Annotated in this window: 14 protein-coding genes; 11 read left to right on the forward strand and 3 right to left on the reverse strand. The window is 53.8% G+C overall.

All coding sequences use genetic code 11. From position 1 onward, the window contains the following. Nucleotide 1: 1 nt before the first annotated feature. From ACIKP9_RS02095 to tilS, 4 genes are all read left to right on the forward strand, one after another. Nucleotides 2-4921: a hybrid sensor histidine kinase/response regulator gene (locus tag ACIKP9_RS02095; protein WP_400878658.1), complete on the forward strand. Its 4920-nt coding sequence runs from the start codon at nt 2-4 to the stop codon at nt 4919-4921. 87 nt (nt 4922-5008) lie between these two features. Next, the gene (gene dnaE, locus ACIKP9_RS02100; RefSeq protein WP_400878661.1) at nt 5009-8455 is read left to right on the forward strand and encodes a DNA polymerase III subunit alpha; all 3447 of its coding nucleotides are present in this window, start codon (nt 5009-5011) and stop codon (nt 8453-8455) included. 6 nt (nt 8456-8461) lie between these two features. After that, entirely contained in the window at nt 8462-9451 is a 990-nt protein-coding gene (locus ACIKP9_RS02105; protein WP_400878664.1) for an acetyl-CoA carboxylase carboxyltransferase subunit alpha, read from the forward strand. Between the two features lie 52 nt (nt 9452-9503). Continuing rightward, on the forward strand, nt 9504-10847 hold the full coding sequence (gene tilS / locus ACIKP9_RS02110; RefSeq protein ID WP_400878667.1) for a tRNA lysidine(34) synthetase TilS: 1344 nt from the start codon (nt 9504-9506) through the stop codon (nt 10845-10847). 51 nt (nt 10848-10898) lie between these two features. Here the strand turns inward: tilS and ACIKP9_RS02115 are convergent, their stop codons facing one another. Beyond that, nucleotides 10899-11519, reverse strand: coding sequence for an arylesterase (locus tag ACIKP9_RS02115; protein ID WP_400878670.1), 621 nt, complete (start codon nt 11517-11519; stop codon nt 10899-10901). A 2-nt stretch (nt 11520-11521) separates the two neighbouring features. Between ACIKP9_RS02115 and ACIKP9_RS02120 the strand changes: the two genes are divergently transcribed. From ACIKP9_RS02120 to ACIKP9_RS02145, 6 genes are all read left to right on the forward strand, one after another. Further along, nucleotides 11522-12208, forward strand: coding sequence for an ABC transporter ATP-binding protein (locus ACIKP9_RS02120; RefSeq protein WP_400878673.1), 687 nt, complete (start codon nt 11522-11524; stop codon nt 12206-12208). Then, the gene (locus ACIKP9_RS02125; RefSeq protein WP_400878676.1) at nt 12205-14712 is read left to right on the forward strand and encodes an ABC transporter permease; all 2508 of its coding nucleotides are present in this window, start codon (nt 12205-12207) and stop codon (nt 14710-14712) included. Before ACIKP9_RS02120 ends, ACIKP9_RS02125 begins: the two co-directional genes overlap by 4 nt. A gap of 214 nt (nt 14713-14926) precedes the next feature. Continuing rightward, on the forward strand, nt 14927-17278 hold the full coding sequence (locus tag ACIKP9_RS02130; RefSeq protein WP_400878679.1) for a TonB-dependent receptor: 2352 nt from the start codon (nt 14927-14929) through the stop codon (nt 17276-17278). 35 nt (nt 17279-17313) lie between these two features. Next, a complete protein-coding gene (locus ACIKP9_RS02135) occupies nt 17314-18732 on the forward strand; it encodes a sigma-54-dependent transcriptional regulator (protein ID WP_400878682.1) in 1419 nt (472 codons plus the stop codon). 97 nt (nt 18733-18829) lie between these two features. Next, on the forward strand, nt 18830-20032 hold the full coding sequence (gene purT, locus ACIKP9_RS02140) for a formate-dependent phosphoribosylglycinamide formyltransferase (protein ID WP_400878685.1): 1203 nt from the start codon (nt 18830-18832) through the stop codon (nt 20030-20032). 2 nt (nt 20033-20034) lie between these two features. After that, a complete protein-coding gene (locus tag ACIKP9_RS02145; RefSeq protein ID WP_400878687.1) occupies nt 20035-20448 on the forward strand; it encodes a group II truncated hemoglobin in 414 nt (137 codons plus the stop codon). Nucleotides 20449-20497: 49 nt separating this feature from the next. Here the strand turns inward: ACIKP9_RS02145 and ACIKP9_RS02150 are convergent, their stop codons facing one another. Continuing rightward, nucleotides 20498-21886 carry a DEAD/DEAH box helicase gene (locus ACIKP9_RS02150; RefSeq protein ID WP_400878690.1) on the reverse strand — a complete coding sequence of 463 codons (1389 nt, stop codon included), beginning with the start codon at nt 21884-21886 and terminating at the stop codon, nt 20498-20500. A 39-nt stretch (nt 21887-21925) separates the two neighbouring features. After that, a complete protein-coding gene (locus ACIKP9_RS02155; RefSeq protein WP_400878693.1) occupies nt 21926-23314 on the reverse strand; it encodes a DEAD/DEAH box helicase in 1389 nt (462 codons plus the stop codon). A 347-nt stretch (nt 23315-23661) separates the two neighbouring features. On the opposite strand from ACIKP9_RS02155, the gene typA reads away from it, so the two are divergent. Continuing rightward, nucleotides 23662-25470 (forward strand): translational GTPase TypA, encoded by a 1809-nt coding sequence (typA, locus tag ACIKP9_RS02160; RefSeq protein ID WP_400878696.1) that lies wholly within the window; start codon nt 23662-23664, stop codon nt 25468-25470. Nucleotides 25471-25689 lie beyond the last annotated feature (219 nt).

Raw genomic sequence — 25689 nt, forward strand, 5'->3', positions numbered from 1 at the left:
GGTGGAAGATTTCGACATCGGCCCGCTGAGTTGGGTCAAGGGTGAAATAGACCAGGCTTTGGAGCAGGTATTGCTACAGTTAGCAGCCTTAAGTGCCAATCCTGGGGATTTGTCGCCCTTGCGTTTTGCCAAGACCCATCTTTACCAAGTCAATGGTGCGCTCGACATGGTGGGCTTGGAGGGCTGCAAGCGCTATTGCAACGAAATTGAAAGCATAGTTTCCAAGCTCGAGAATGCCGAACTTGCTTTTGAGCCTGAATACCTTGATGTGCTCAAGCATGCCATCCTGCATTTGCAGCAATATTTGCAGGATCTGATGAATGGGGAGCCAGACCAACCGTTGCGCTTATCGCGCCCATTGCAGCAGTTGGCGGCCTTGCATGGCGAGGCGTTGGAAGACTCCGAGTTATTTTTCCCTGACACCAGCCAGCGCCTGCCGCGCGATATCCCTACCGAGGCATTGGAGCCGCAGGCCGTATTGGCAACCCTCAAGGAACAACGAGCCCAGTTCCAGAAATCCTTGCTTGCCTGGCTGAAGGGTGATGAGCAAGCCTTGCAGGAAATGGTGGCTGCGCTGGACCGCGTGCAACAGGTGCATGCCCAGGCCGCCCAAAAAACCTTGTGGTGGGTGGCGATGGCATTCATCGAGACCATGACGGAGGAATCGCACCGGCACGATGCCGGTGTCAAGCGACTGTGTCGCCGCCTGGATCAGGAGTTGCGCTCCAGTAGTGAAGGCACCAGCCGTCCGGCTAGTGTCCTGTTGCGTGATCTTTTGTATTTTATTGCTACCAGTACCCTCGCTCACGAGCGCATTGCCCAGGTCAAGTCGTTGTTTGAGCTGGATGCCTTGATTCCCAAGGCTGCGACTTTTGTGCCTGATGTCGAAGAGCAGCAATACATTAAGCAATGTCGGATTGCGCTCGAGGCGCTCATTGAATTGTGGGCGCGTGCGGATGCGGGAGAAAGTGTACTCCATGAGTTCATGACCCGTTTTGCCGGTATCCTTAATACCTATCCTGCACTATCGAATGCGCCGGTGAAGGCGCTATTTGCCGCGGTGTATGAATTGACGTCTGTCTTGCAGAAAGGACCGCATCCTCAGCAAGAGGTGGCCCTGGTCGAGGTTGCCTCTGCCTTGACCTTGTTGTCTGATGCCTTGCAGGATTATGGCCAGCAAAGCGAGCAGGCCGAGTTTGATATGCACATGCAGCAACAACGCTTGCAAGCCTTGGCACAAGGGCAGTTGCCGGAATTGGCACCAGCACCTGCAGTGCAACAAGCGGCACAACAGGCATTGGCCCGTGAGACCGCAGCCTCTCTGCAAGCAATAGAACAAGCCTTGGATGCCTATTTCCGTCAGCCAGAAGCGCTTGATTCATTAGCGCAGGCGACCATGCCATTGCAGCAAGTAGTCAGTGCGCTGGATATCTTGGAAATGCCAGAAGTGAAAGCGCTGGCGCAATCGGCGCAGCAAGTGGTGTTAGGACTGCAAAGCCGCCAAGTGGAAACTCGACAGGACGTGTTCGAGGCACTGGCAGATAGCCTGAGCTTGGTTGGCATGTATGTTGAGCAGTATCCGCATAGGGTTAGTGGTACCTTGGCACTTGAGGATGCCTTGGTGCGCTTAAAGGCTGTGCATGGTGAAGGTGTTGATACCCGGCCTGCTGACACGGTCGTTATGCCTGCTCCCCAGGCATTTGCTACCAACTTGCCCGATGATGAGCTGCTGGATATTTACCTGACAGAGGCAGAGGAAGTATTGGCAAGTGTGGCGCAACACTTGCAGGCCTTGCGCATCAATGCGACGAACCACCAGGCCTTAGTCGAGGTGCGGCGTGGATTTCATACCCTCAAAGGCAGTGGTCGTACGGTTGGCCTACTGGATATTGGTAATGTGGCGGCGATTGTCGAGACCTTACTCAATCGCGTGATTGAAAGCAGGTTCACGCCGAGCAGCGCCATGATGGCATTTATCGAGGATTCAACCGCTGCATTCGCAGGCTGGGTAGAAGCCTTGCGCAAGAATTCACACCAGCTTGTGGAGGACACGCTGTGGCAGGCGCGTGCAGATGAGTTGGCATCCAGCTTGTCTGAAGATCAGGTCGGTGAACAAGCCGAAGAAGTCCTGATTGCCGGCACACGCAAGATCAGTCGCGCCTTGTTCGAAGTGTTCCTGCAGGAGGCTGGGCAGCATCTGGAGCAACTACAGGATTGGTTGCAAGTGGTATTGCATCGTAGCGAGCCAGTGCAGGCTCCAGATCAAGATACCTGCCGGGCAGCGCATACTCTGGCTAGTAATGCTGGTTCCACGGGTTTCAAGGCATTATCCGATCTTTCTCGTGCACTGGAGCATTGGCTGGATGTGCATCAGGGTAATTGGACGGAGCAAACCGTTACCTTGCTAGATAATACGGTGAATGCGCTGGAAAAAATGTTGGATAAGGCGCGTGAGCGTAAGCAGTCGCGTGCGGCTACTGCCTTGCTGCGCGTCCTGAAGAAAGCTGCCGCAGATGCAGTGATTCCTTCGATTGATGCCAGTACCGGTAGCAATGTGGTGCCATTGGCGCCACGACTCGCCAAGACTGAAGATGTGATGGCTAGCCTGTTGGAAGCAGAGGCTAAGGTCAGCAACTTGATAGAGCAGGCACAAGAGCCTGATCTAGGTGTGGCTGTCGCGGATACTGCATCTTTGCCAGAGCAAGCTGAGGTTGAGGCATTAGAGGATGTTGTTCCCACTGCGCAGCAAGCGGTAGACCAAGAGCTTTTTGCCTTGTTTGTTGAAGAGGCCAGCGACCTCATGCCAATGATAGGGAGTGAGTTGCGTGCCTGGCAGGCCTATCCGCATGAAGCCGAGCATCCTGATATGTTGCAGCGCGCACTGCATACGCTCAAAGGTAGCGCCCGCATGGCCGGGCAGGGTGCATTGGCCGATGCCGTGCATGGCATGGAAGATATGGTGATGCGAGCCTTGAGGCAATCACCGCAGCCTGACGACTTTGCCGAGATGTTCGATGGCCTGGACCATGTGGGAGGCTTGCTGGAAGAAGCTTTGGGCGGACAAACCACGCTGGTGACAGGCAGGCAGTCGCTTGCGCAACGTACCGGGCTGGATCGCCGTACGCAATACTTGCGTTTGCGTGCCGAAATGCTGGATGGACTGATTAACGAAGCTGGTGAAGTCAGTATCGCGCGGTCACGCCTGGAGCGTGAAATGCAGGCATTCAAGCAATCTTCGCAGGATTTGACAGAAAGTGTGCAGCGTTTGCGTGGCTACCTGCGTGAGCTGGAGATTGAGGCGGAAAGCCAGTTGCAATCGCGCATGACCTTGTTGCAAGAGTCGAATGAGGCATTCGATCCGCTCGAGTTTGACCGCTTCACCCGTTTGCAGGAGCTGACCCGCATGATGGCGGAAAGCGTCAATGACGTTTCCACCATTCAGCAGGGCTTGGTGCGTAACCTTGATGAGAGCGATGCTGCTTTGCAGCAGCAGGCGCGCATGAGTCGAGACCTGCAATATGGCCTGATGAACATACGTCGTGTGCCATTTTCGTTGATGACGGAGCGTTTGCATCGCATCGTACGCCAAACTGCCCGCGAACTTGATAAGCAGGTTGAGTTGGCGTTGCTGGGGGCTGATACCGAGATTGACCGTAGCGTGCTTGATCGCATGGGGGCCGCCATCGAGCATATCCTGCGCAATGCGGTGGCGCATGGCATAGAAATACCGGAAGCGCGGCGCAAGCAAGGCAAGTCGCCGATAGGCAAGATTACACTCAAGGTACGCCAGGAGCATGATGAAATCTTGCTTACGGTGAGCGATGATGGCGCCGGGGTAGACCTGGGGCAGGTACGTGAACGTGCGCTGGCGCAGCATCTCTTACATGCGGAGCAAGAGGTTAGCGATCAGGCCTTGTTGGCATTGATTTTTGAGCCTGGCTTTACCACCGCTCTCACTGTGTCACAAATCTCAGGCCGTGGAGTAGGGCTGGATGTGGTGCGTAGCGATATTACCTCACTGGGCGGGCGTATTGATGTCAATAGCACCCAGGGTACTGGTACCCTGTTCAGCATTTATTTGCCTGTGACGCTTTCCGTCGCACAGGCGGTGCTGGTCAGGTATGGCAGTCGCCAATTTGCCCTACCTGCAGCCTTGGTAGAGCAGGTAGTTAAACTCAAGCCTGATGTCTTAAGCGCTGCCTATGCCGATGGCAGGTTAAGCTGGTCTGGTCATGACTACCCGATTTCTTTCCTGGGTCGATTGTGTGGCGATATGCAAGCGGCTGCAGAAAACCAGCGTTATACCCCAGTGATGTTGTTGCGTAGTGGCCAATACCGCATTGCCTTGCATGTGGACGACATCCTAGGCAACCAGGAAGTGGTGATGAAGCACATTGGCCCGCAACTGGCACGTGTCCCAGGCTTGATGGGAGCAACGGTGCTAGGGGATGGTAGCATTGTCTTTATTATCAACCCATTGCAGCTTGCCAATCGCGAAGCCTTGTCGGCAGGTAGCCTTCATCTTGCCATCACGGCTGACAAGCCCCTCCCGCTTGGCAAGCCACTGGCATTGCTGGTGGATGATTCCTTGACGATGCGCAAGGTATTGGGGCGCTTCCTTGAGCGTGAAGGCTATGAAGTCGTAACCGCTAAGGATGGCATGGAGGCGATCCAGGCGATGCAGCAAACCCTGCCCGCCGTGATCCTGACAGATATCGAGATGCCACGTATGGATGGCTTTGAGCTGGCGCGCAATGTGCGCGACGATGAGCGGACACGCGACATACCATTAATCATCGTCAGCTCGCGCACCGCAGAAAAGCACCAGGCGCTGGCCAAAAATCTGGGGGTGAATGCCTTCTTTGGCAAACCGGTACAGGAGGACGAGCTGGCGGCGACATTGCGCCAGTTGCTGGGTTGAAACTGGTCTATTGACCACTACGCTTTCTGGTCGTTGATGCAATCTCATGACATCAAGACAGCCCGAATCAGGTAAAATTGGCGCAGTATGTCGAATCCCTCATTCATCCATCTGCGCTGCCATAGCGAGTATTCCGTGGTCGATGGCACCGTGCGCATTGGCGATTACGTCAAGCAGGCGGTGGCAGACCAAATGCCTGCCTTGGCATTGACTGACCTGAACAATCTGTTTGGTGCGGTCAAGTTCTATAAATCATCCCGCGGCAAGGGTATCAAGCCACTCATTGGTGCTGATATCTGGCTGGAGAACGAATCCAAGCGTGATCAGCCATACCGCCTGCTCCTGCTATGCCATACCCATGCTGGCTACTTGCGCCTATGCGAGCTGTTGAGCCGCGCCTTTTTGCAAAATCAGTATCGTGGACGTGCGGAGGTCAAGCGTGAATGGCTGCATGAAAATGCGGAAGGCCTGATCCTGCTTTCAGGAGCCATGAGTGGCGATATTGGCCAGGCATTATTGCAAGGCAATCTGGCCCAGGCAAAAGTGCTGGCAGAACAATGGGCAGCGTTGTTCCCGCAGCGCTTCTACATCGAGTTGCAGCGTGCCGGGCATGCGCAGCAGGAGGCCTATATTGCCAGTGCATTGGCCTTGGCCAGCGACTTGGAGCTTCCTGTCGTCGCGACGCATCCAGTGCAGTTTATGACGCCTGATGATTTCAAGGCGCACGAGGCCCGCGTCTGTATTGCAGAAGGCTATGTGCTGGCAGATAAGCGTCGCCCCAAGGTATTCACTGCCGAGCAATATTTCAAGACCCAGGCACAGATGGCGGAATTGTTCGCTGATATTCCCGAGGCGCTGGCGAACAGCGTGGAAATTGCCAAGCGCTGCAATCTCACCCTGACCTTGGGCAAGAATTACCTGCCACAATTTCCCACACCGAATGGTGAGAGCCTGGATGAATATCTGGTGGTTCAAGCCAAGCTAGGTTTGGAAGAACGCCTCAAGGTGTTGTATCCGGACGAGACCAGGCGCGAGGCCAAGCGTGCGGAATATGAAGCACGCCTGGAGTTTGAGACCAATATTATTATCCAGATGGGGTTCCCAGGCTACTTCCTCATCGTGGCGGACTTCATCAACTGGGCCAAGAATAATGGCGTGCCAGTGGGGCCGGGCCGGGGTTCGGGTGCTGGCTCGCTGGTCGCTTACAGTTTAGGGATTACCGACCTCGACCCCATGCAGTATGCACTGCTGTTCGAGCGCTTCCTTAACCCAGAACGGGTTTCGATGCCCGACTTCGATATCGACTTCTGCCAGGAAGGCCGCGACCGCGTCATTGATTACGTGAAGCATAAGTATGGCCTGGATTCGGTGTCACAAATTGCCACCTTCGGTACCATGGCCGCCAAGGCCGTGATCCGTGATGTGGGTCGGGTGCTGGACCTGCCATTCAACTTCGTCGATAGCGTGGCAAAGCTTATTCCTAACGAGTTGGGGATCAGCCTCAGCGATGCCTTGGAAAAAGAGCCTCAGCTCAAGGAGCGCCGCGAACAGGAAGAAGAGGTTGGCGAGCTGCTGGAGCTGGCATTGAGGCTGGAAGGCCTGACCCGCAATATCGGTATGCATGCGGGTGGGGTACTGATTTCCCCAGGCAAGATTTCCGATTTTTCACCGGTGTATTGCCAGGCTGGTGGCGAGAGCGTGGTTAGCCAGTACGACAAAGATGACGTCGAGGCCGTGGGGCTGGTCAAGTTCGACTTCCTGGGCTTGCGCACGCTGACCATTCTCGACATGGCGCTGGAAAGTGCCAACCTGCAACGCGCAGAAAAAGGCCAGGAGCCGCTGAGCTTCGAGACCTTGCCGATTGATGACAAGGCAAGTTACCAACTGCTCAAGGCGGCCAATACCACGGCCGTGTTCCAGCTGGAATCGCGCGGCATGAAGGACATGCTGAAGCAGGCCAAGCCGGATGTCTTTGAAGACATTATTGCGCTAGTGGCGTTGTATCGCCCAGGCCCGATGGACCTGATCCCGGATTTCTGCCGCCGCAAGCATGGCCTGCAACGCGTGGAGTATCCACATGCTGCAACCGAGCCTATCTTGAAAGAGACCTATGGCATCATGGTCTATCAGGAGCAGGTGATGCAGATTGCCCAGGTGGTCGCAGGCTATAGCCTGGGTGGCGCGGATTTGCTGCGTCGCGCGATGGGTAAGAAAAAGCCTGAGGAAATGGCGCAACAGCGCAGTATTTTCGTGGAAGGCGCTGTCAAGAACGGTACCCCGGAGAAACAGGCGGGTGAGCTTTTTGATTTGATGGAAAAGTTCGCGAGCTACGGCTTCAATAAGTCACATGCTGCGGCTTATGCGCTGGTGGCTTACCATACCGCCTTCCTCAAGGCGCATTATCCAGCTGCCTTCCTTGCCGCCACTATGTCGGCGGATATGAACAATACTGATAATGTCCATTTGTTCTATGACGATTGCGTTGTCAATGGCCTTGAGGTGTTGCCGCCAGATATTAATACCAGTGAGTACCGCTTCAAGCCGATCAATGCCAAGCAGATTATCTATGGCCTGGGTGCGATCAAGGGCACAGGTTGGGCCGCGATTGAGCTGATACTCGCCGCTCGCCAGGAGGGTGGGGACTTCAAGGATCTATTCGATTTCTGTAGTCGCCTGGACTTGCGCAAGGTCAATCGTCGCGTGATCGAATCGTTGATCCGGGCTGGCGCATTTGACAAGCTCGAACCCAACCGAGCAGCCTTGCTTGCTGGTGTTAGCTTAGCCATCAGTGCTGCGGAGCAGAGCGGGGCGGCGAGTGGGCAGGATAGCCTGTTTGGCTCCATCATTGATAGCGCTGCACATGTGTTGCCGGAAACGCCACCCTGGCCAGAAAAGCAGCGCTTGCAGGAAGAAAAGACCGCACTGGGCTTTTATTTCAGCGGACATCCTTATGCGGATTACCAGAAGGAAGTTGCGACTTTCGTACGCCAGAATCTTTCTAACCTCAAGCCCAGCGACCAGGCACAGTTGCTAGCTGGTGTCGTCATGGGTGTACGTGTGCGCATGACTGGCCGTGGCAAGATGGCGATTGTCACTCTGGATGATATGGCAGGGCGCGTGGATATCGTGGTGAGTGGCGAGGTGCTGCAAGAGAGTGCCTCCTTGATCAAGGAAGACCAGCTTCTTATTGTGGAAGGCCGGGTCAGCCACGACGATTTTTCGGGAGGCGTGCGTGTAAATGCGCGTCGTGTTACCGATATCGCCGGTGCGCGCAATATGTACGCCAACTTGCTCAAGTTGAGCTGCAATGGTCAATCCGATGCCGATAAGCTACGCGGTTTGCTAGCACCTTATTGTTCATCGAGCACGCCGGAAGCCAAGCGGGGTTGTGCCGTGAAGATTGCCTACCATAACCAGCAGGCACAGGTAGAGCTGATGCTGGGTGATGCCTGGCGTGTGGAATTGCAGGATGAATTATTGCATGGGCTGAAAGGATGGCTCAGCGATGAAAACGTGAAAATACTTTATAATTGACGCCCTATGAACGCCAAAACCAACAACGTAAAAACCAGCTTCCTCGACTTCGAGCAACCGATAGCCGAGTTGGAAGCCAAGATTGAAGAGCTTCGCTACGTGCAGGATGACTCCGCACTGGATATCTCGGAAGAGATTGAGCGCTTGCAGCAGAAGAACAAAACACTGACCAAGGATATCTATGCCAAGCTGACTGCCTGGCAGATTTCCCAGGTGGCGCGCCACCCACAGCGGCCTTATACTCTGGACTACATCCGTGGCATCTTCACTGATTTTGAAGAGCTACACGGGGATCGTGCTTTTTCCGATGATCCTGCTATCGTGGGTGGTCTTGCCCGCTTCGAGGGCCATCCGGTCATGGTGATCGGTCACCAGAAAGGCCGTGACGTGAAGGAGCGTCAATACCGCAATTTTGGTATGCCGCGTCCAGAGGGTTATCGCAAGGCTTTGCGTCTTTATCGCCTGGCTGAGAAATTCAGGTTGCCCATCATCACGCTGATCGATACCCCAGGTGCTTATCCAGGCATCGGTGCCGAAGAGCGTGGCCAGTCCGAGGCGATTGCCCGTAATCTCTATGTGATGGCTGAGCTGACCGTGCCGATTATCGGTGTCATTATCGGCGAAGGTGGCTCTGGCGGTGCATTGGCGCTGGGTGTGGTTGATCATCTCATGATGCTGCAATATTCCACTTATTCCGTGATTTCGCCCGAAGGATGCGCTTCTATTCTGTGGAAGAGCGCAGACAAGGCCTCTGAAGCGGCAGAAACCTTGGGCATCACGGCGACGCGCCTCAAGACCCTGGGCCTGGTAGATCGCATCGTGCCTGAACCCATGGGTGGTGCACACCGTGCGCCAGAGGACATGATGCAGAATTTGCGTCGCGTCTTGGCTGACGAACTTGCCCATTTGCAGGTCAAGTCGGTTGATCACTTGCTGGAGGCACGTCATGAGCGCCTCATGAGCTATGGCAAGTTCAAGGAAGTCCCTGTCAAATAAATCATTATCCGTGAATGGAGGGCAGCCCCTCCATTCACGTGAGTCTGTAGTTATGCCCACCGGCTTGCCCGAGTTGGTGCGCTGCTTCCATCGTTTCCTCTCACTTCATACCCAGCCTGGGCAGCGCTTGCTGCTCGCTTTCAGCGGGGGCCTGGATTCTCGAGTGCTCTTGCAACTACTGGCAGAAGCCAGACCTAGCCACAATATTGTGCTGGAGGCTATGCATGTCCATCATGGCCTCAGCCCGAATGCCGATGATTGGGCAGTGTTTTGTGCAACAGAGTGCGAAAAGCTGGATGTGCCATTTCATTGTGCCCGTGTGGATGTTGAACGGCAGTCAGGCCTGGGTATAGAGGCAAGCGCAAGGCGTGCGCGGTACGCCGCCTTGTTGGCGCATCCTGCGGATTATGTCTTGCTGGCACATCACCAGGATGACCAGGCAGAAACCTTGCTGCTGCAATTGCTACGAGGTGCTGGTGCCAAAGGTTTAGCCGGGATGGCGATGCACGATGCGCCCCGTCGTTTGTTGCGTCCGTTAATGGATGTCCCCCGTAGCGAGATTGAGGCTTATGCCAAGCTGGTAGGCCTGCAATGGATAGAGGACGAAAGCAACCTTGATACGCGCTATGACAGGAATTTTTGCCGTCATGAGATCATCCCCTTGCTGGAGCAGCGTTATCCCGCAGTAAAGAGCACCTTGGCTCGCTCAGCAGCACATATAGCCGAGGCCATGATCTTGCTTGATGAACTGGCAGTGATTGATGCTGATGCCGTGATGGTTGATGGCAATATCCAAGTGGCCAGCTTGAGCACTTTGTCTGATCAGCGTGCGCGCAATCTGTTGCGTTGGTGGCTGGCCTCTTATGGCTTGCCAATGCCCGGTATTCCACGATTGCAGGAGATGCTGCATCAGTTATGCCATGCGGGAGATAAGGCGTTGCTGAAGGTGCAAGTGCATGAGTGCACTTATCTGCGGCGTTATCAGGGGGGGGCTTATCTGAGTGTAGAGCCACCATTAGCAGCATTGACCCCTTTGCAATGGCAAGGTGAGCAAAGCTTAAGGCTACCTGCCAATGGCGAATTGCTGGCTCGATATGATGTAACAGCTGGGCTGGCACTCTCCAGGCTACAAGGGCGCAGCTTGACCATACGCTACCGTAGCGGGGGCGAGCGCTTCAAGCCAGATGCGCGGCGACCAACGCGCACCATCAAGCAGCTTTCCCAAGAGTTCAATATTGCTCCCTGGTTGCGGGATCGTATGCCCTTGATCTATCTGGAGGATGAATTGGTCATGGTGCCTGGCTTTGGTGTGGCCGCAGGCTGGCAAGCACAGCCTGGCGAGCATGGGCTGCTGCTGGATTGGCAGCCTCTGCAGCCAGGTGTCATCATGCCATGATTGTACAAGCGATTGTATAAGCCAACGTAGGCTGGGCTAATAGCGCCGCCGCTATTTCACTGTCTTGAGCATGGGCTTGAGTTGCTTCCAGACATTGTCCAGGATACGCTCCTGGGCATCAGCGTTAGGGTGCAATCCGTCGGCTTGCGTCAATTCAGCCTTGCCAGCTACACCGTCCAGCAGGAAATCAACCAGCGGCAATTTGTATTCTTTTGCCAGAGTGGCGTAGCTGCTGGTGAACTCTCGCGTATATTTAGGGCCATAGTTGGGTGGGATTATCATGCCAAGCAGCAAGAGCTGCGCTTTTGCTGCTTGGCTGGCCTTGATCATGCTGGTGAGGTTATTGCGCATGCCAGCGATAGGCAGTCCACGCAGGCCATCATTGGCACCCAGTTCCAGAATGACAATGTCGGGTTTGTGTTGCTGGAGTGCTGCTTTGATGCGGCTATTACCACCGTTGGTGGTTTCCCCGCTGATGCTGGCATTGACGACCTGATAGCTGGGATACTGCTGCTTGAGACGGTTTGCCAGCAGGCTGACCCAACCTTGTTCGCGAGGTATGCCGTAAGCCGCAGACAGGCTATCGCCATATACCAGGATAGTCGCGGCATGTGCTGCATTGCCGAAGCATGTAAGAGCCAGACTGAATAACAATATGAAACGGAACATCATTGATGCAAACACCTTTGGCAGTTGAGGCGGTTAATCTCGATAAATATATAGAAAACGGGGCTGGCAGGCTTGATATTTTGCAGGCGCTTTCGCTCCAGGTACAAGCCGGTGAGAAGGTCGCCATTATTGGTAGCTCAGGGTCAGGGAAATCAACCTTGCTGAGCCTGCTTGCCGGGTTGGACAGTCCAAGTCATGGAAAAGTGCTGATCAATGGCACCGAGATCAGTCATCTGGATGAAGATGGTCGCGCTGCCGTGCGTGGCAGGAGCATGGGCTTCGTTTTTCAATCCTTCCAGTTACTGCCATCTCTCACTGCGCTAGAAAACGTCATGCTGCCCTTGCAACTCGCTGGCCGCAAGGATGCTCGGGAGAAATCTACTGCCGCTCTCGAACGGGTAGGGCTGGGGCAACGCCTCTCGCATTATCCCCGCCAATTGTCCGGTGGTGAGCAGCAGCGGGTAGCGATTGCACGTGCCTTTGCTCCACAGCCTGCCATCCTGTTTGCCGACGAGCCTACGGGTAACCTTGATGAGCATACCGGTGAACGTATTGTGGAGTTGCTGTTCAGCCTCAATGCTGCGTCTGGCACGACCTTGATTCTCGTTACCCACGATATGAAGCTGGCAATGCGTTGCCAGCGACGCTTACGCCTGCATGATGGACAATTGCATGAAGAGGATGCTGCATGACGGCCTTCTTGATTGCTTGGCGACAGTTGCGTAGCCAGTGGGCCGCTGGTGAGGTGAGAGTGCTGGTGCTTGCCTTGGTGCTTGCTGTTGCCGCTACCACCTCGGTAGGGTTTTTTACCAGTCGTATCGAATCTGCCTTGGTCAGGCAAGGCGGGATGCTGTTGGGCGGTGACCTCATGGTCGCGGCAGATCATGCCATGCCTGACCGCTATGCGCTTGAAGCCAATCAGCGTGGCTTGCAATTGACGCGTACGGCCGAGTTTCCCAGCATGGTGCTCTATGGTGACGATAGCCAGTTAGTGGAAATCAAAGCCGTGGAGGCTGGTTTTCCCTTGCGTGGTGAGTTGACGATATTGCAGCACAAGGTCGAACCAGCCTTGATGCTGACAGGCGGAGGAGTCGCCCGTGATATTCCAGCACCGGGTAGCATCTGGATAGAGCCTCGCCTTGCAAGCCGTTTGGGGGTGAACATAGGTGATCAACTAGAGGTTGGTGAACGACAGTTGCTGGTGTCTGCCATCCTGCAACGCGAGCCTTCCCGTGGCGGCGATATGTTCAGCATTGCGCCGAGATTGATGATGAATATGGCAGATGTGGCTTCCACTGGCTTGATTCAGTTCGGTAGCCGGGTCAAATACCAATTGTTGCTCGCTGGAGAGGCTGAGGCGATTGATGATTACGCCAGCTGGCTCAAGCCTCAGCTTGCGCGCGGCGAGTTGGCGCAGAAAGTGACCGATGCCCGGCCTGAAATGCGCAACGCCATGGCAAAGGCCCAGCAATTCCTTGGCTTGTCTGCCATGGTGAGCGTGATCTTGGCGATGGTAGCCATGTTTCTCGCTAGCCAGCCTTATGTACAAAAAAGCCTGGATGGTTATGCCCTGATGCGCTGCTTTGGCGCTTCGCGTCGCTTTATCCTCTGTATCCTCATTAGTCAGACCTTGATGATCGCTGCATTGGGCAGTGGGGTAGGGGTATTGCTTGGCTTTGCTGCCCAAGCAGGATTGGCTGTGCTGGCTAGCCGCTTGTTGCTCGAGACTTTGCCTGCTCCCGGCGTTGTGCCTGCGTTTGCAGGCCTGGCAGCCGGGTTTGCCACCATGCTGGCTGTGGTGTGGCCACATTTGCTCCGGCTCCGCGATGTGCCTGCACTGCGCATTCTGCGTCGCGATCTCGCTGAACAATATCAGGCACATTGGCTGCATTTTATCCCCGCACTATTGGTGCTTGCTGCCTTGATTTTCTGGCAGGCTGGGCATGCAAAGCTAGCTGTGATTGTGTTGTTGGCCCTGTTGGGATTGTTGTTGGTTATTGCCTTGGTCGCCTGGTTGGGCCTACGCTTGTTGGCGCGCTTACCACAGAATGTGACAGGTGCTTGGTTGCTTGGTTTGGCAGCCTTGAAGCGCAGGCCTGGCTTGGTGATCGCTCAAGTGGTGGGCTTTAGTTTGGGGCTTACTGCACTGATATTGCTGACGATTGTGCGCGGGGATTTGTTGTCGAGCTGGCAGCAAACTTTGCCAGAAGACGCGCCAAACCGCTTCATCATCAATATACAGCCAGATCAGATCAACCCAATCAAGCAATTCTTTGAGCGCCATGACTTGCAGCATGTCGAAATATTTCCCATGGTGCGCGCACGCTTGCTGGAGATCAACGGCAAGGCACTTAATCTTGATGAGTATCAGGATGACAGGGCGCGCAGGCTGGCAGAGCGTGAGTTCAACCTGTCATGGGCCGCTGAGATGCAACAGGATAACCAATTGCTAGAGGGGCGTTGGTGGGAGCCTTTGGAACATGGCAAACCCTTGCTCTCGCTTGAGGAGGGGATCGCCAAAGACTTGCACCTCAAGTTGGGGGATGTGCTGACTTATGATGTGGCTGGCACCAAGCTGGCGCTGGAAATCAGCAGCATACGCAAAGTGGAGTGGGATACCATGCGGGCGAATTTTTTCGCAGTCACACCTCCCGGTGTGCTGGATGGCTATCCCGCTAGCCATATCACCAGCTTTCATTTGGCTGCTGGGCATGAGCAACTGCTCAATCAATTGGTCAGGGAGTTTCCCAACTTGACGATTATTGATGTAGCGGCATTGCTTGATCAGGTACGCGAGATCATGAACAAGATGAGTCATGCATTGGAATATGTGTTTGCCTTTAGCGTATTGACCGGCTTGGCAGTGCTGTATGCCGCCTTAGTGGCAACTCGCGAAGAACGTGTCAAGGAGGCGACCTTGTTGCGTGTGCTTGGCGCTTCCAGGCGGCAAGTGGTGCAATCACTCTGGACAGAGTTTGCCATGATAGGTGCATTGGCCGCAGTGGTGGCGACATTGGCTGCAGCGATCATGGCGTATTACTTGAGTAGCCAGGTATTCAATATTCCCTACCATTTCAACGTGCAGGGGGTGATGTTTGTCATCCTGCTGGCTACGCTGTTGGTGCCTGCTGCGGCGTGGTTTGGTATGCGCCGCTTCCTCAATCTATCTCCTCGGGCTGTGTTGCAAAGCATCTAACCACATTGGTTATATATAGCCAATGTGGTTGCATGTAGCCATGTAAATTGGTTGTATATAACCAATTTACATGCGATGCTTACGCCATGCTGCATAGAGTTCCATTAATACAATCACTTACCATCCAGCTGAAATCAGGCATGAAACTTGATAGATGGAGGTGCTGGACCAAAAAAAATAAACCAGCCCATCATCACTACTATGGAAGGATTGTATGTTAAAGAGAGAGAGCTTGAGGCTGAGCACGGTTGCCGTGCTGGTAGCCAATGCCTGTATCAGTTTCCAGGCACATGCTGCAGATGCCATTACGACTGACAAGGTCAATGTCGTAGGCACCACACCACTGCCATCACTTGGTTTGCCATTGGAGCAGGTACCTGCTGGTATCCAGCTGATTACTGGCCCCCAGTTGAAAAAGCAGCGTAGTGTCACGATTGCAGACTATCTGCAAAACAACATTGCCGGTGTCAATGTCAACGATACCCAAAATAACCCATTCCAGCCGGATGTCAGCTTCCGTGGCTATTCCGCATCTCCATTGCTGGGTACGCCACAAGGCTTGTCCGTCTATGTGGATGGAGTGCGTGTCAATGAGCCTTTCGGTGACGTGGTGAGCTGGGACTTGATTCCCGTGAATGCGATTGCCAATACCTCATTGATTCCAGGCTCTAACCCATTGTTCGGCCTGAATACTTTGGGCGGTGCCTTGTCGATACAAACCAAGAGTGGTCGTGATAACCAGGGTGCGGCTGTTGAAGCCAGTGTTGGTTCCTGGGGCCGCAAGACAGGTTCAGTCGAATACGGTGGTGTATCCGAAGATGGCTCGGTGGACTTCTTCATCACTGCTAACTCCTTCCGTGAAGATGGCTGGCGTGATTACTCCCCAACTGATGTACGCCAAGTGTTTGCCAAGGTGGGTTGGCAGAACGAAACTACCAAGCTCGACCTGAGCTACACCGGCGCTGACAACGATATGATCGGTAACGGTCTGACACCATCCGAAATGCTGCGTACACTGGGCCGCGATACCATCCTGACCCGTCCTGATCAGACACGTAATACACTTTCATTCTTGAACTTGACAGGCTCGCATTGGTTCAACGATGACGTCATGCTGAGCGGTAATGTTTACTACCGTCAATCCAGAACACGTACGCTAAATGGCGATGGCAATGACGATGTGGATGATAATAATTATCTGGCTGATTGTAGTACTGCAGGTAGTGACTATGATGAGGCTTGTGCTGGTGCGTTAAACCGCAGCCGTGCACGTAAAGATAGTTATGGCTTTAATACACAGTTGAGTTTTAACCAGGACTGGTTGAACAAGAAAAACCAATTTATCGTTGGTTTTGGCTATGATCAAAGCAAGACGCGCTTCAGTCAAGAGTCCGAGTTAGGTAATCTGACCGATAGCCGTGGGGTAACTGGCATTGGCGAAGAAGGTGAAAATGAAGTCAGCCTCACTGGCCGTACCAAGACTTACAGCGTATTTGCGACAGATACCGTGTCGTTGACCGATGTATGGCACCTGACACTTTCTGCACGCTATAACCATACCCGTGTAGAGAATACGGACCATCTCATCTCTAGCGGTGATGAGTCCTTGTCTGGTGATCACAGCTTCAATCGCATCAATCCAGCTATCGGTTTGAACTTCACGCCAAGCAAGGATTGGACATTCTATGGTGCCTATAACGAAGGTAGCCGTGCACCGACTGCGATTGAGTTAGGTTGTGCAAACGAAAATGTGCCTTGCAAGTTGCCAAATGCGATGGCTGGTGATCCACCGCTAAAGCAAGTGGTAGCCAAGACCTATGAGGCTGGTTTGCGTGGTAGCCTGGCAGAGAATGTTGGTTGGACGGCCAGTGCGTACCGTGCGCAAAACTATGACGATATCCAGTTCATTTATGCCAATGCTTCCAATGGCATGGGGTATTTCGACAATGTAGGCAAGACACGTCGCCTTGGTCTTGATACCAACTTGTTTGGCAATGCTGGTCAATTCAACTGGAATGTTGGCTATAGCTACATCAAGGCAACCTATGAGAGTGACTTTACTTTGGTGAACGAAGTAAATACCTCAAAGCAGGTGATTGGCCAAGATGACAGCGGTGCTGATGTGGACGGTATTCATGTTCGCAAGGGTAATCGCTTGGCTGGTATCCCTGCGCATCGCCTGAAGTTCCGTGGTGAATATGCTATTACACCAAAGTGGAGCGTAGGTACCAACATCCTGATGTTCTCTGATCAATTCTCTCACGGTAATGAGAATAATAAGGATCAAGGCGAGGGTGCCAAGCTCGGCGGTTATACGGTTGTTAACCTGGATACACGCTACAACTTTGGTAATGGCTGGCAATTGTTTGCAAAAGCCATCAACATCTTTGATCGCGAGTACAGTAGCGGCGGCATGATCGGGGAGTCTTACTTCCAAGCCAATGGTCTGTATGATGATGGCGATGATCACCGTGCGAGCCTACGTGCGCCAGGTGCTCCACGTGCAGGCTGGATTGGCGTGCGCTGGGAGTTTGGTGGCCCGAAGAACGTAGCCTCTTCCAACTAAGTTAACAACAGGTTGTATTAAGGAAATACCTCACGATGCAGGCGCAAGCACCAGGACAAGAGCAGAAGTTTAAGCCAGGGCGGGTAAGCCCCAAGGTGCGTGTCCTGCTGGTTGAGGATGAAGTGATTTTTGCACGTGCCGTCGCCAAGCGCTTGCAGCAGGCAGGGTATGACTGTGAGCATGCTGCAACGCTTGAGGATGGCCGTGAACTTGTACGTCAGATGGCGCCAGATCTGGTATTGCTGGATATGCGCCTACCTGATGGCAATGGTCTGGATTTACTGCCTGAGCTGGTCAGCAAAGGGATAGCTGTTATTTCCATGACCGCTTATGGTGAGGTGACAGATGCCGTCTATGCCATGAAATTGGGCGCTACGGACTACCTTAAAAAACCAGTCGATTTAGAAGAATTATTGCTGGCGGTTGAAAAAGCACAAACCGCCACGCAGCTGAAACATCATCTTGATTACTCCCGGCAGCGCAATATGCATGCTAGCGAAGGAGTTGAACTGCTTGGTGATAGTCCTGCGGTGAGCAGTGTGCGGGCTCAGATTGAGCGTTTTGCGCAATTGGTCTCACTCTCTGACGCTATTCCTCCTACCGTGCTGATTCAAGGCGAAACAGGAACGGGTAAGGACGTGGCGGCACGTTTGCTGCACCTCTCTTGCGCGAATAGTGATCGACCTTTTGTCCATGTGGATTGTGCCTCCTTGCCAGCAGAGTTGATCGAGAGTGAGTTGTTTGGCCATGAAAAAGGCGCGTTTACCAGTGCGCAGGCTTCACGTTACGGTCTAATCGAGGCTGCCGAGGATGGCACCTTGTTCCTAGATGAAATAGGCGAATTGCCTTTGCCCTTGCAAGCCAAGCTGCTGAATGTGCTGGAAAGGCGCAGGGTGCGACGCTTGGGCTCTACCAAAGAGCATCCTGTCCAGGCACGTTTTGTGGCAGCTACCAATCGTGATCTGCATCAAATGGTGCTAGAAGGGCGCTTTCGCTCTGATCTGTTTTATCGCCTGAATGTGTTGACCATGCATATGCCGCCATTGCGGGAGCGTGGCGACGATATCTTGTTGCTGGCCAAGCACTTTGCAACCCAGACAGAGCGTCGCTACGGCTTGCAACCTAGGCCTTTTTCCATCGAAGCCAGTCATATGATCCGCGATTATCAATGGCCCGGGAATGTGCGCGAACTCAAGCACCAGGTGAGTCGTGCGGTACTGCTCAGCCGCGAAAGCCAGATCATGTCTCATGACCTGGCTTTGCCAGGCAGCTTACAAGCCGCACCGCCCATGGTGACACCAGAGCCGGGTGTCACTCTGGAATCTGCCGAAAAAGTGCTTATCGAGAATGCACTGCGTCAGTCCAACAACAATGTTTCTGAGGCTGCCCGCCAATTAGGCATCACGCGCATGGCGATGCGTTACCGCATGGAGCGCCACGGCCTTAAATTATAAGCTCCTGTAGTATCTCCAATAGCGCTGGGCCTCAACGGTGGCAAGGTGCTCGTGGTATCATTCCGGGCAATTCCTCGCATTCAATTCTGGAGAGTTCATGAAAATCGGTACCCCCCTCAGTCCTGTTGCCACACGTGTCATGTTGCTAGGCAGTGGAGAGTTGGGCAAGGAAGTGATCATTGCCTTGCAAAGACTGGGCGTCGAGGTGATTGCGGTGGATCGTTACCAGAATGCTCCCGGCCATCAGGTGGCACATCGTGCTTATGCAATTGATATGACTGACCCGGTGGCCTTGCGTGCTGTCATCGACAAGGAAAACCCACATCTGATCGTGCCTGAGATTGAGGCCTTGAATACGCAATTGTTGGCAGAAGTCGAAGCTGCTGGGCATACGCGAGTGATTCCTACGGTGAAAGCCGTGCAGCTCACCATGAATCGCGAAGGCATACGCCGACTGGCTGCGGAAGAGCTCAAATTGCCTACTTCGCCTTATGCCTTTGCTGATAGTGAACAGGCATTGCGTGACGCCATTGAAGGCGGTATTGGTTATCCCTGTTTCATCAAGCCCACGATGTCGTCATCCGGCAAAGGGCAATCGCGCTTGACCGGCCCGGAGCAAATTGCTGCAGCCTGGGAGTATGCAGCAACCGCTGGTCGTGTGAATCAGGGCAAAGTGATTGTGGAAGGCCAGATTGATTTTGATTATGAAATCACCTTATTAACCCTGCGCGCCCTGAATGCCAAGGGTGAGATGGAAACCAGTTTTTGCGAGCCTATTGGCCATTTGCAGGAAAAAGGTGACTATATCGAAAGCTGGCAACCGCAGCCCATGACAGCGCTGGCCTTGCAACGTGCCCAAGAGATTGCCCATGCAGTGACGGAGAGTCTGGGAGGGCTTGGCCTGTTTGGCGTTGAGTTATTCATCAAGGGTGACCAGGTCTGGTTCTCGGAAGTCAGCCCGCGCCCGCATGATACTGGCATGGTGACGATGGCTAGCCAGCGTTTCAGCGAGTTTGATTTGCATGCACGCGCTATCTTGGGGTTGCCGGTGAATGTCACCCTTAGTCGTCCTGGCGCCAGCGCGGTGATCTATGGCGGGCTAGATAGTGAGCAGTTGGTGTTTGATGGTGTCGAGCAGGCGCTTGCCGTGCCGGAGTCGGATATTCGCCTGTTTGGCAAACCCGAGTCGTTTGAGCGACGCCGTATGGGGGTGGCACTTGCCACTGCCGAAAATGTTGAACAAGCAAGAGAGCGTGCTCGCCAGGCTGCTGGTTTGGTCAAGACAAGAGACGGGCAGTAGACATGCTGGACAAGATAGGTGAGCCAGGGAGCAGCAAGGCAACCCTGTTTGAGATGTTGGGTGGTGTCGAGCAGGTACGTGCCATCGTTGAGCGCTTCTACGACATCATGGATAGCGATCCTCGCGCTGCAGGTATTCGTGCCATGCACGCGCCTGATCTAACTTCTGCCCGCGAAAAGCTGTTTATGTTTCTCACTGGCTGGACTGGTGGCCCGCAACTTTATATTGAGCAATATGGGCATCCGCGTTTACGCATGCGGCACATGCCATTCCCGATTGATGAATCGGCCCGTGACCAGTGGATGTATTGCATGATCAAGGCGATGCACGATACTGGGGTTGAAGACACAATAATTGAAAAGATGGGTGCTGCGCTGCATGGTGTTGCTGACTTTATGCGCAATCGCGAAGGGTAAAGTAGAGAAGGTGTGCGTAATAAAAAAGGCGCTGTGAGCGCCTTTTTTATTACTTGCGATTCAAGCCGCCAAGCAATGCTGGGATTTCTTTCTTTGATTTTTCCCTGGAATGCATGGGCTTGGGAGCTGGGGCATCTATAGATGGCTCGTAAGGTTTGAAGAACCACTCATCTTCCTTGTTTCGCGGAGCCATGCGCGGACGCGGGCTAGCGTGAGTAGGGGCGCTAGGCGCTCTTGAACGTTGACTGTCATGTCGATCGCGCTGGCCATCATGGCTATGACGTGAAGACTGGGGAACACTGGCTTGTTCCTTGGGGAGTTCGCGCTTGATGAGCTTTTCGATTTCCTTGAGGAATTTTTCTTCTTCGCTCGCCACCAGAGAGATGGCAATCCCGGATGCACCTGCGCGGCCAGTACGGCCAATGCGGTGGACATAATCCTCGGCAGCGCTAGGCAGTTCGTAATTGATCACCATGGGTAGCTGATCAATATCCAGGCCACGCGCGGCAACATCAGTGGCAACCAATGCCGTGATCTTGTTTTGCTTGAAGGCATCCAGCGCCTGGATGCGCTCAAGCTGGCTCTTGTCGCCATGAATCGCGCCGGCGGCAATGCCTTCACGCTCCAGATGGCGTGCCAGGCGGCTGGCAGATAGTTTGGTCTTGGTAAAAACAATGACCTGTGTGGCTTCCTTGCGCAGCAAATCTGCCAGCACATGCTGTTTGTGCTCGGTCTCGACCAACAGGATTTTTTGTGTGACGTTTTCAGAAGTCGCATTGCTGCGTGCAACTTCGATCAATGTGGGTTTGCTCAGGAAGTCTTCAGAGAGCTTCTTGATTTCCGGTGAAAAAGTGGCAGAGAACATCAGGTTCTGGCGCTTCTTCGGCAACAGGGCAAGAATGCGCTTTAGATCGGGCATAAAGCCCATATCCAGCATGCGGTCGGCCTCATCCAGCACCAGCATCTGCACCTGGCTCAGTTGCACGGTACGCTGCTCAACGTGGTCAAGTAGGCGGCCTGGTGTTGCTACCAGAATCTCCACCCCTTTCATGAGGGATGGAGTCTGGGTCTTGATATCTACTCCACCGAAGACAACGAGCGAACGCAAAGGCGTATGTTTGGCATAGGCTTTTACACTTTCTTCCACCTGGATCGCCAGCTCCCGCGTGGGAGCCAGGATCAGTGCGCGTACCGGGTGCCTCGCGGGCGAAGCGCTGGTACTGGCAAGTGGCAGCAGTTTTTGTAACAGGGGCAGGGTGAAAGCGGCGGTTTTGCCGGTGCCGGTTTGCGCTCCTGCCATCAGGTCACCACCTTCAAGCACCACAGGAATTGCCTGGGCCTGGATAGGGGTTGGGGTGGTGTAGCCTGACTCATCCAGCGCCTTCAATAATTCAGGCGCGAGGTTGAGTGATGCAAAGCTGATAGTGTCTGTATTCACGTTGTCTTCAGGTTGAGTGGTCACAAATTAACGATACGATTAGGCAAAGCTACGTGGGCGGCGTGCCGGACGATCACCGTCATGACGCTTGGCTGGCGCACGGTTAGCATCGTTGCGGCCACTGGCAGCGCGGTCACCAAAGGTACGGCCTTCCGAGCGATTGCCGTCACGTTGGCCTTCGCGATTGCCAAAGCCTTGTCCACGTGACTTGTAACCGCCGCCATTGCCACCTGGGCGTTGACCTGGGCGGCCACTGCGTGGCTTGTCGTTACGGTCCATGCGCGGCGCTGGGCGCTTAGGCTCCAAGCCTTCAACCACGGAAATCTCCAGGCGCTGACCGGTGTATTGCTCGATCTTGCGCAACTGGTGCCTATCCATGTGAGATGCGAAAGACAAAGCGGTGCCAGTGTTGCCGGCGCGGCCAGTACGGCCAATGCGGTGTACATAGTCTTCAGCAAACTTCGGCAGGTCGTAGTTGATGACGTGGGTAATGCCGTGAACGTCAATACCTCGCGCGGCAACATCAGTGGCCACCAGTACGCGTACATCACCGTGACGCAGCTTGGTCAGGGTGCGGTTACGTGCGCCCTGTGTCATGTCGCCGTGAAGTGCAGCAGACTTGTGACCAGCAGCGTAAAGGTCTTCTGCCAGCAGGTCAGCGTGACGCTTGGTCGAAGTAAATACGATAGCCTGGTTGACTTCAGGTGCAATCAACAAATGCTCCAGCAATTTGTTTTTATGTGCCATGTCATCAACGAACAGCAGCTTCTGCTCGATGTTGGCATGCTTTTCCTTGACCGCAGCAATCTGGATCACCTTAGGATTCTTAAGTAGAGTCTTGGCGATGTTAGCGATCTGGCCTTCGAAAGTAGCAGAGAACATCAATGTCTGGCGCTCGCCAGGCAAGGCAGAGGAGATGCGCTCGATGTCGGGCATGAAGCCCATATCCAGCATGCGGTCAGCTTCGTCAAGAATCAGCATCTGCAGGCGGGACATGTCGATACGGCCACGTTCCATGTGGTCCAGCAGGCGGCCAGGAGTAGCGACCAGGATATCAATCGGTTGTGACAGCAGCTTGTTTTGCAGTGGGTATGGCATACCGCCGACGATGCTGACAGTGCGGGCGCGCAGGAACTTGCCATATTTACGGGCGGCTTCATTCACCTGGGCAGCCAGTTCACGTGTTGGTGTCAGTACCAGGATGCGTGGGCCACGGCTCTTGGCTGGGTGTGGTGTTGCCAGGAGGTTCAGTGCTGGCAGGGTAAATGCTGCGGTTTTGCCAGTGCCGGTCTGGGCAGAGGCCATCAGGTCGTGACCTTCCAGCACTTCAGGAATTGCCTGGGCTTGGATAGGGGTAGGAGAGTTGTAGCCAGCCTCGGTCAATGCACGCAGGATGGATGGATGTAGGTTCAAGCTTTCAAAAGACACAAAATTCCCTTTCAAGGAAAACTGACAAGGCCTTGAGTTCAAGGCCCAAAAGGGCGCAAGCAGCCATAGTGACCCTGCCTGGTGGGCAGTATCAGTATTAGGCGCAATGACTAAAATTTTTTAGCATTCTTACCGGCGCACGGGCATAGCCACTAACCGGTAACAAATACAAGAGAGCCGTAAAATTGCACAGGCTTCGAGAGGCTAGGGCGATGAATCATCAATTCGTCTGAATCGAATCAGTCCGGCAGTATATAGCTTGTCCTTAATTTGTCAAAGGTTTTCACGCGGATTTAATCAACTCTGTGTTAAAATCGCGCACTTTTTCGCCAATAGAGTAATTACACATGTCGCGCGCCCTTCGTAATATCGCCATCATCGCTCACGTCGATCATGGCAAGACCACCATGGTGGACAAGCTCCTGCAACAGGCTGGCACCTTTGCCGCCCACCAGCAGGTTTCAGAACGTGTCATGGATTCGGGGGATATTGAAAAGGAACGCGGTATTACCATCCTGGCCAAGAATACCGCCGTCAATTACGAAGGCACGCATATTAATATTGTTGATACACCAGGCCACGCCGACTTCGGTGGTGAAGTTGAGCGCGTATTGGGCATGGTGGATGGCGTTGTGCTGTTGGTTGATGCGGTGGAAGGCCCAATGCCACAAACTCGCTTCGTCACCAAGAAGGCTCTGGCGCTTGGTTTGCGCCCGATTGTGGTTATTAATAAGGTAGACCGTCCGGGTGCACGTACCGATTGGGTGATCAACCAGACATTTGATCTATTTGCCAACTTGGGTGCAACAGACGAGCAACTGGATTTCCCGGTAGTGTATGCCTCTGCGTTGAATGGCTTTGCTACTCTTGATATGAATAAGCCTTCCGACAATATGCGTCCGTTGTTCGAGACCGTGTTGAGTCACGTACAACCACCAGACGGCGATAGTAATGCTGGATTGCAACTGCAGATTTCCGCACTGGACTACTCTACTTATACTGGTCGCTTAGGCGTGGGTCGCATTCGTAATGGTCGTATCAAACCTGGTCAAGTCGTTACTGTCATGAAGGGTGATGAGCAAGTTGCCCAAGGGCGTATCAACCAGGTGCTAGGCTTCCGTGGCCTGGAGCGTGTGCAGGTGGAAGAAGCTGAAGCAGGCGATATCGTTATTATTTCTGGTATTGAGGAAATCGGTATTGGTGTCACCATTGCTGATCGTGAAAGTCCAGTTGGCCTGCCTATCCTGGCGGTGGATGAGCCGACCCTGACCATGGACTTCATGGTGAACACTTCACCACTGGCCGGTACCGAGGGCAAGTTCGTGACTAGCCGTCAGATCCGTGACCGCTTGACTAAAGAGTTGCTGATCAACGTAGCGCTGCGTGTTGAAGATACTGCCGATGCTGATATTTTCCGTGTCTCTGGCCGTGGTGAATTGCACTTGACCATCTTGCTGGAAAACATGCGTCGTGAAGGCTATGAAATTGCTGTAGGTAAGCCACGCGTGGTTTACCGCGATATTGACGGTCAGAAGTGTGAGCCTTATGAAATCCTGACGGTTGACCTGGAAGATGACTGCCAGGGTGCCGTGATGGAAGAGCTGGGCCGCCGCCGTGGCGAATTGCAGAACATGGAGTCCGACGGTAATGGCCGTACCCGCCTGGAATACAAGATTCCAGCGCGTGGCCTGATTGGTTTCCAGAGCGAGTTCCTCACCATGACCCGCGGTACAGGTCTGATGGCGCATATTTTTGATGAGTATGCCCCTGTCAAGGCTGATATGCCTGGTCGCCGTAACGGTGTACTGATTTCTTCTGAGCAGGGCGATGCAGTGGCTTATGCGCTGTGGAAGTTGCAAGATCGTGGTCGCATGTTCTCCGTACCAGGTGACAAGCTGTATGAAGGCATGATCATTGGTATCCATAGCCGTGATAATGACTTGGTGGTTAACCCGATCAAGGGTAAGCAGCTGACCAACGTGCGTGCTTCCGGTACTGACGAAGCTGTGCGTTTGATCCCGCCAGTGCAGTTGACTCTGGAATCTGCCGTGGAGTTTATTGATGACGATGAATTGGTGGAAATCACACCTAAGAACATCCGTATCCGTAAGCGTCACCTACTGGAACATGAGCGCAAGCGTGCAGCCAAGGATTAAAGCTTTATAACGATGTCTCTCATAAAACCCCGGCTTGCCGGGGTTTTTTCTTTTCAGGTGCTGAGATAGCAAGCCGCTCGAAAATTGTTTCAAAATTGTAACAACAACTATTGCCATGGGGGTATGCCTTCATGCAGAATGCACATATATATACAAAATTGTATATAGCCCGGCCCCGCTCAGCGGAACGGTTTTGCATGAGCAGCCATTAGAGCTGCA

The sequence above is a fragment of the Methylobacillus methanolivorans genome (assembly GCF_044751345.1).
GTDB classification, from domain to species: Bacteria; Pseudomonadota; Gammaproteobacteria; order Burkholderiales; family Methylophilaceae; genus Methylobacillus; species Methylobacillus methanolivorans.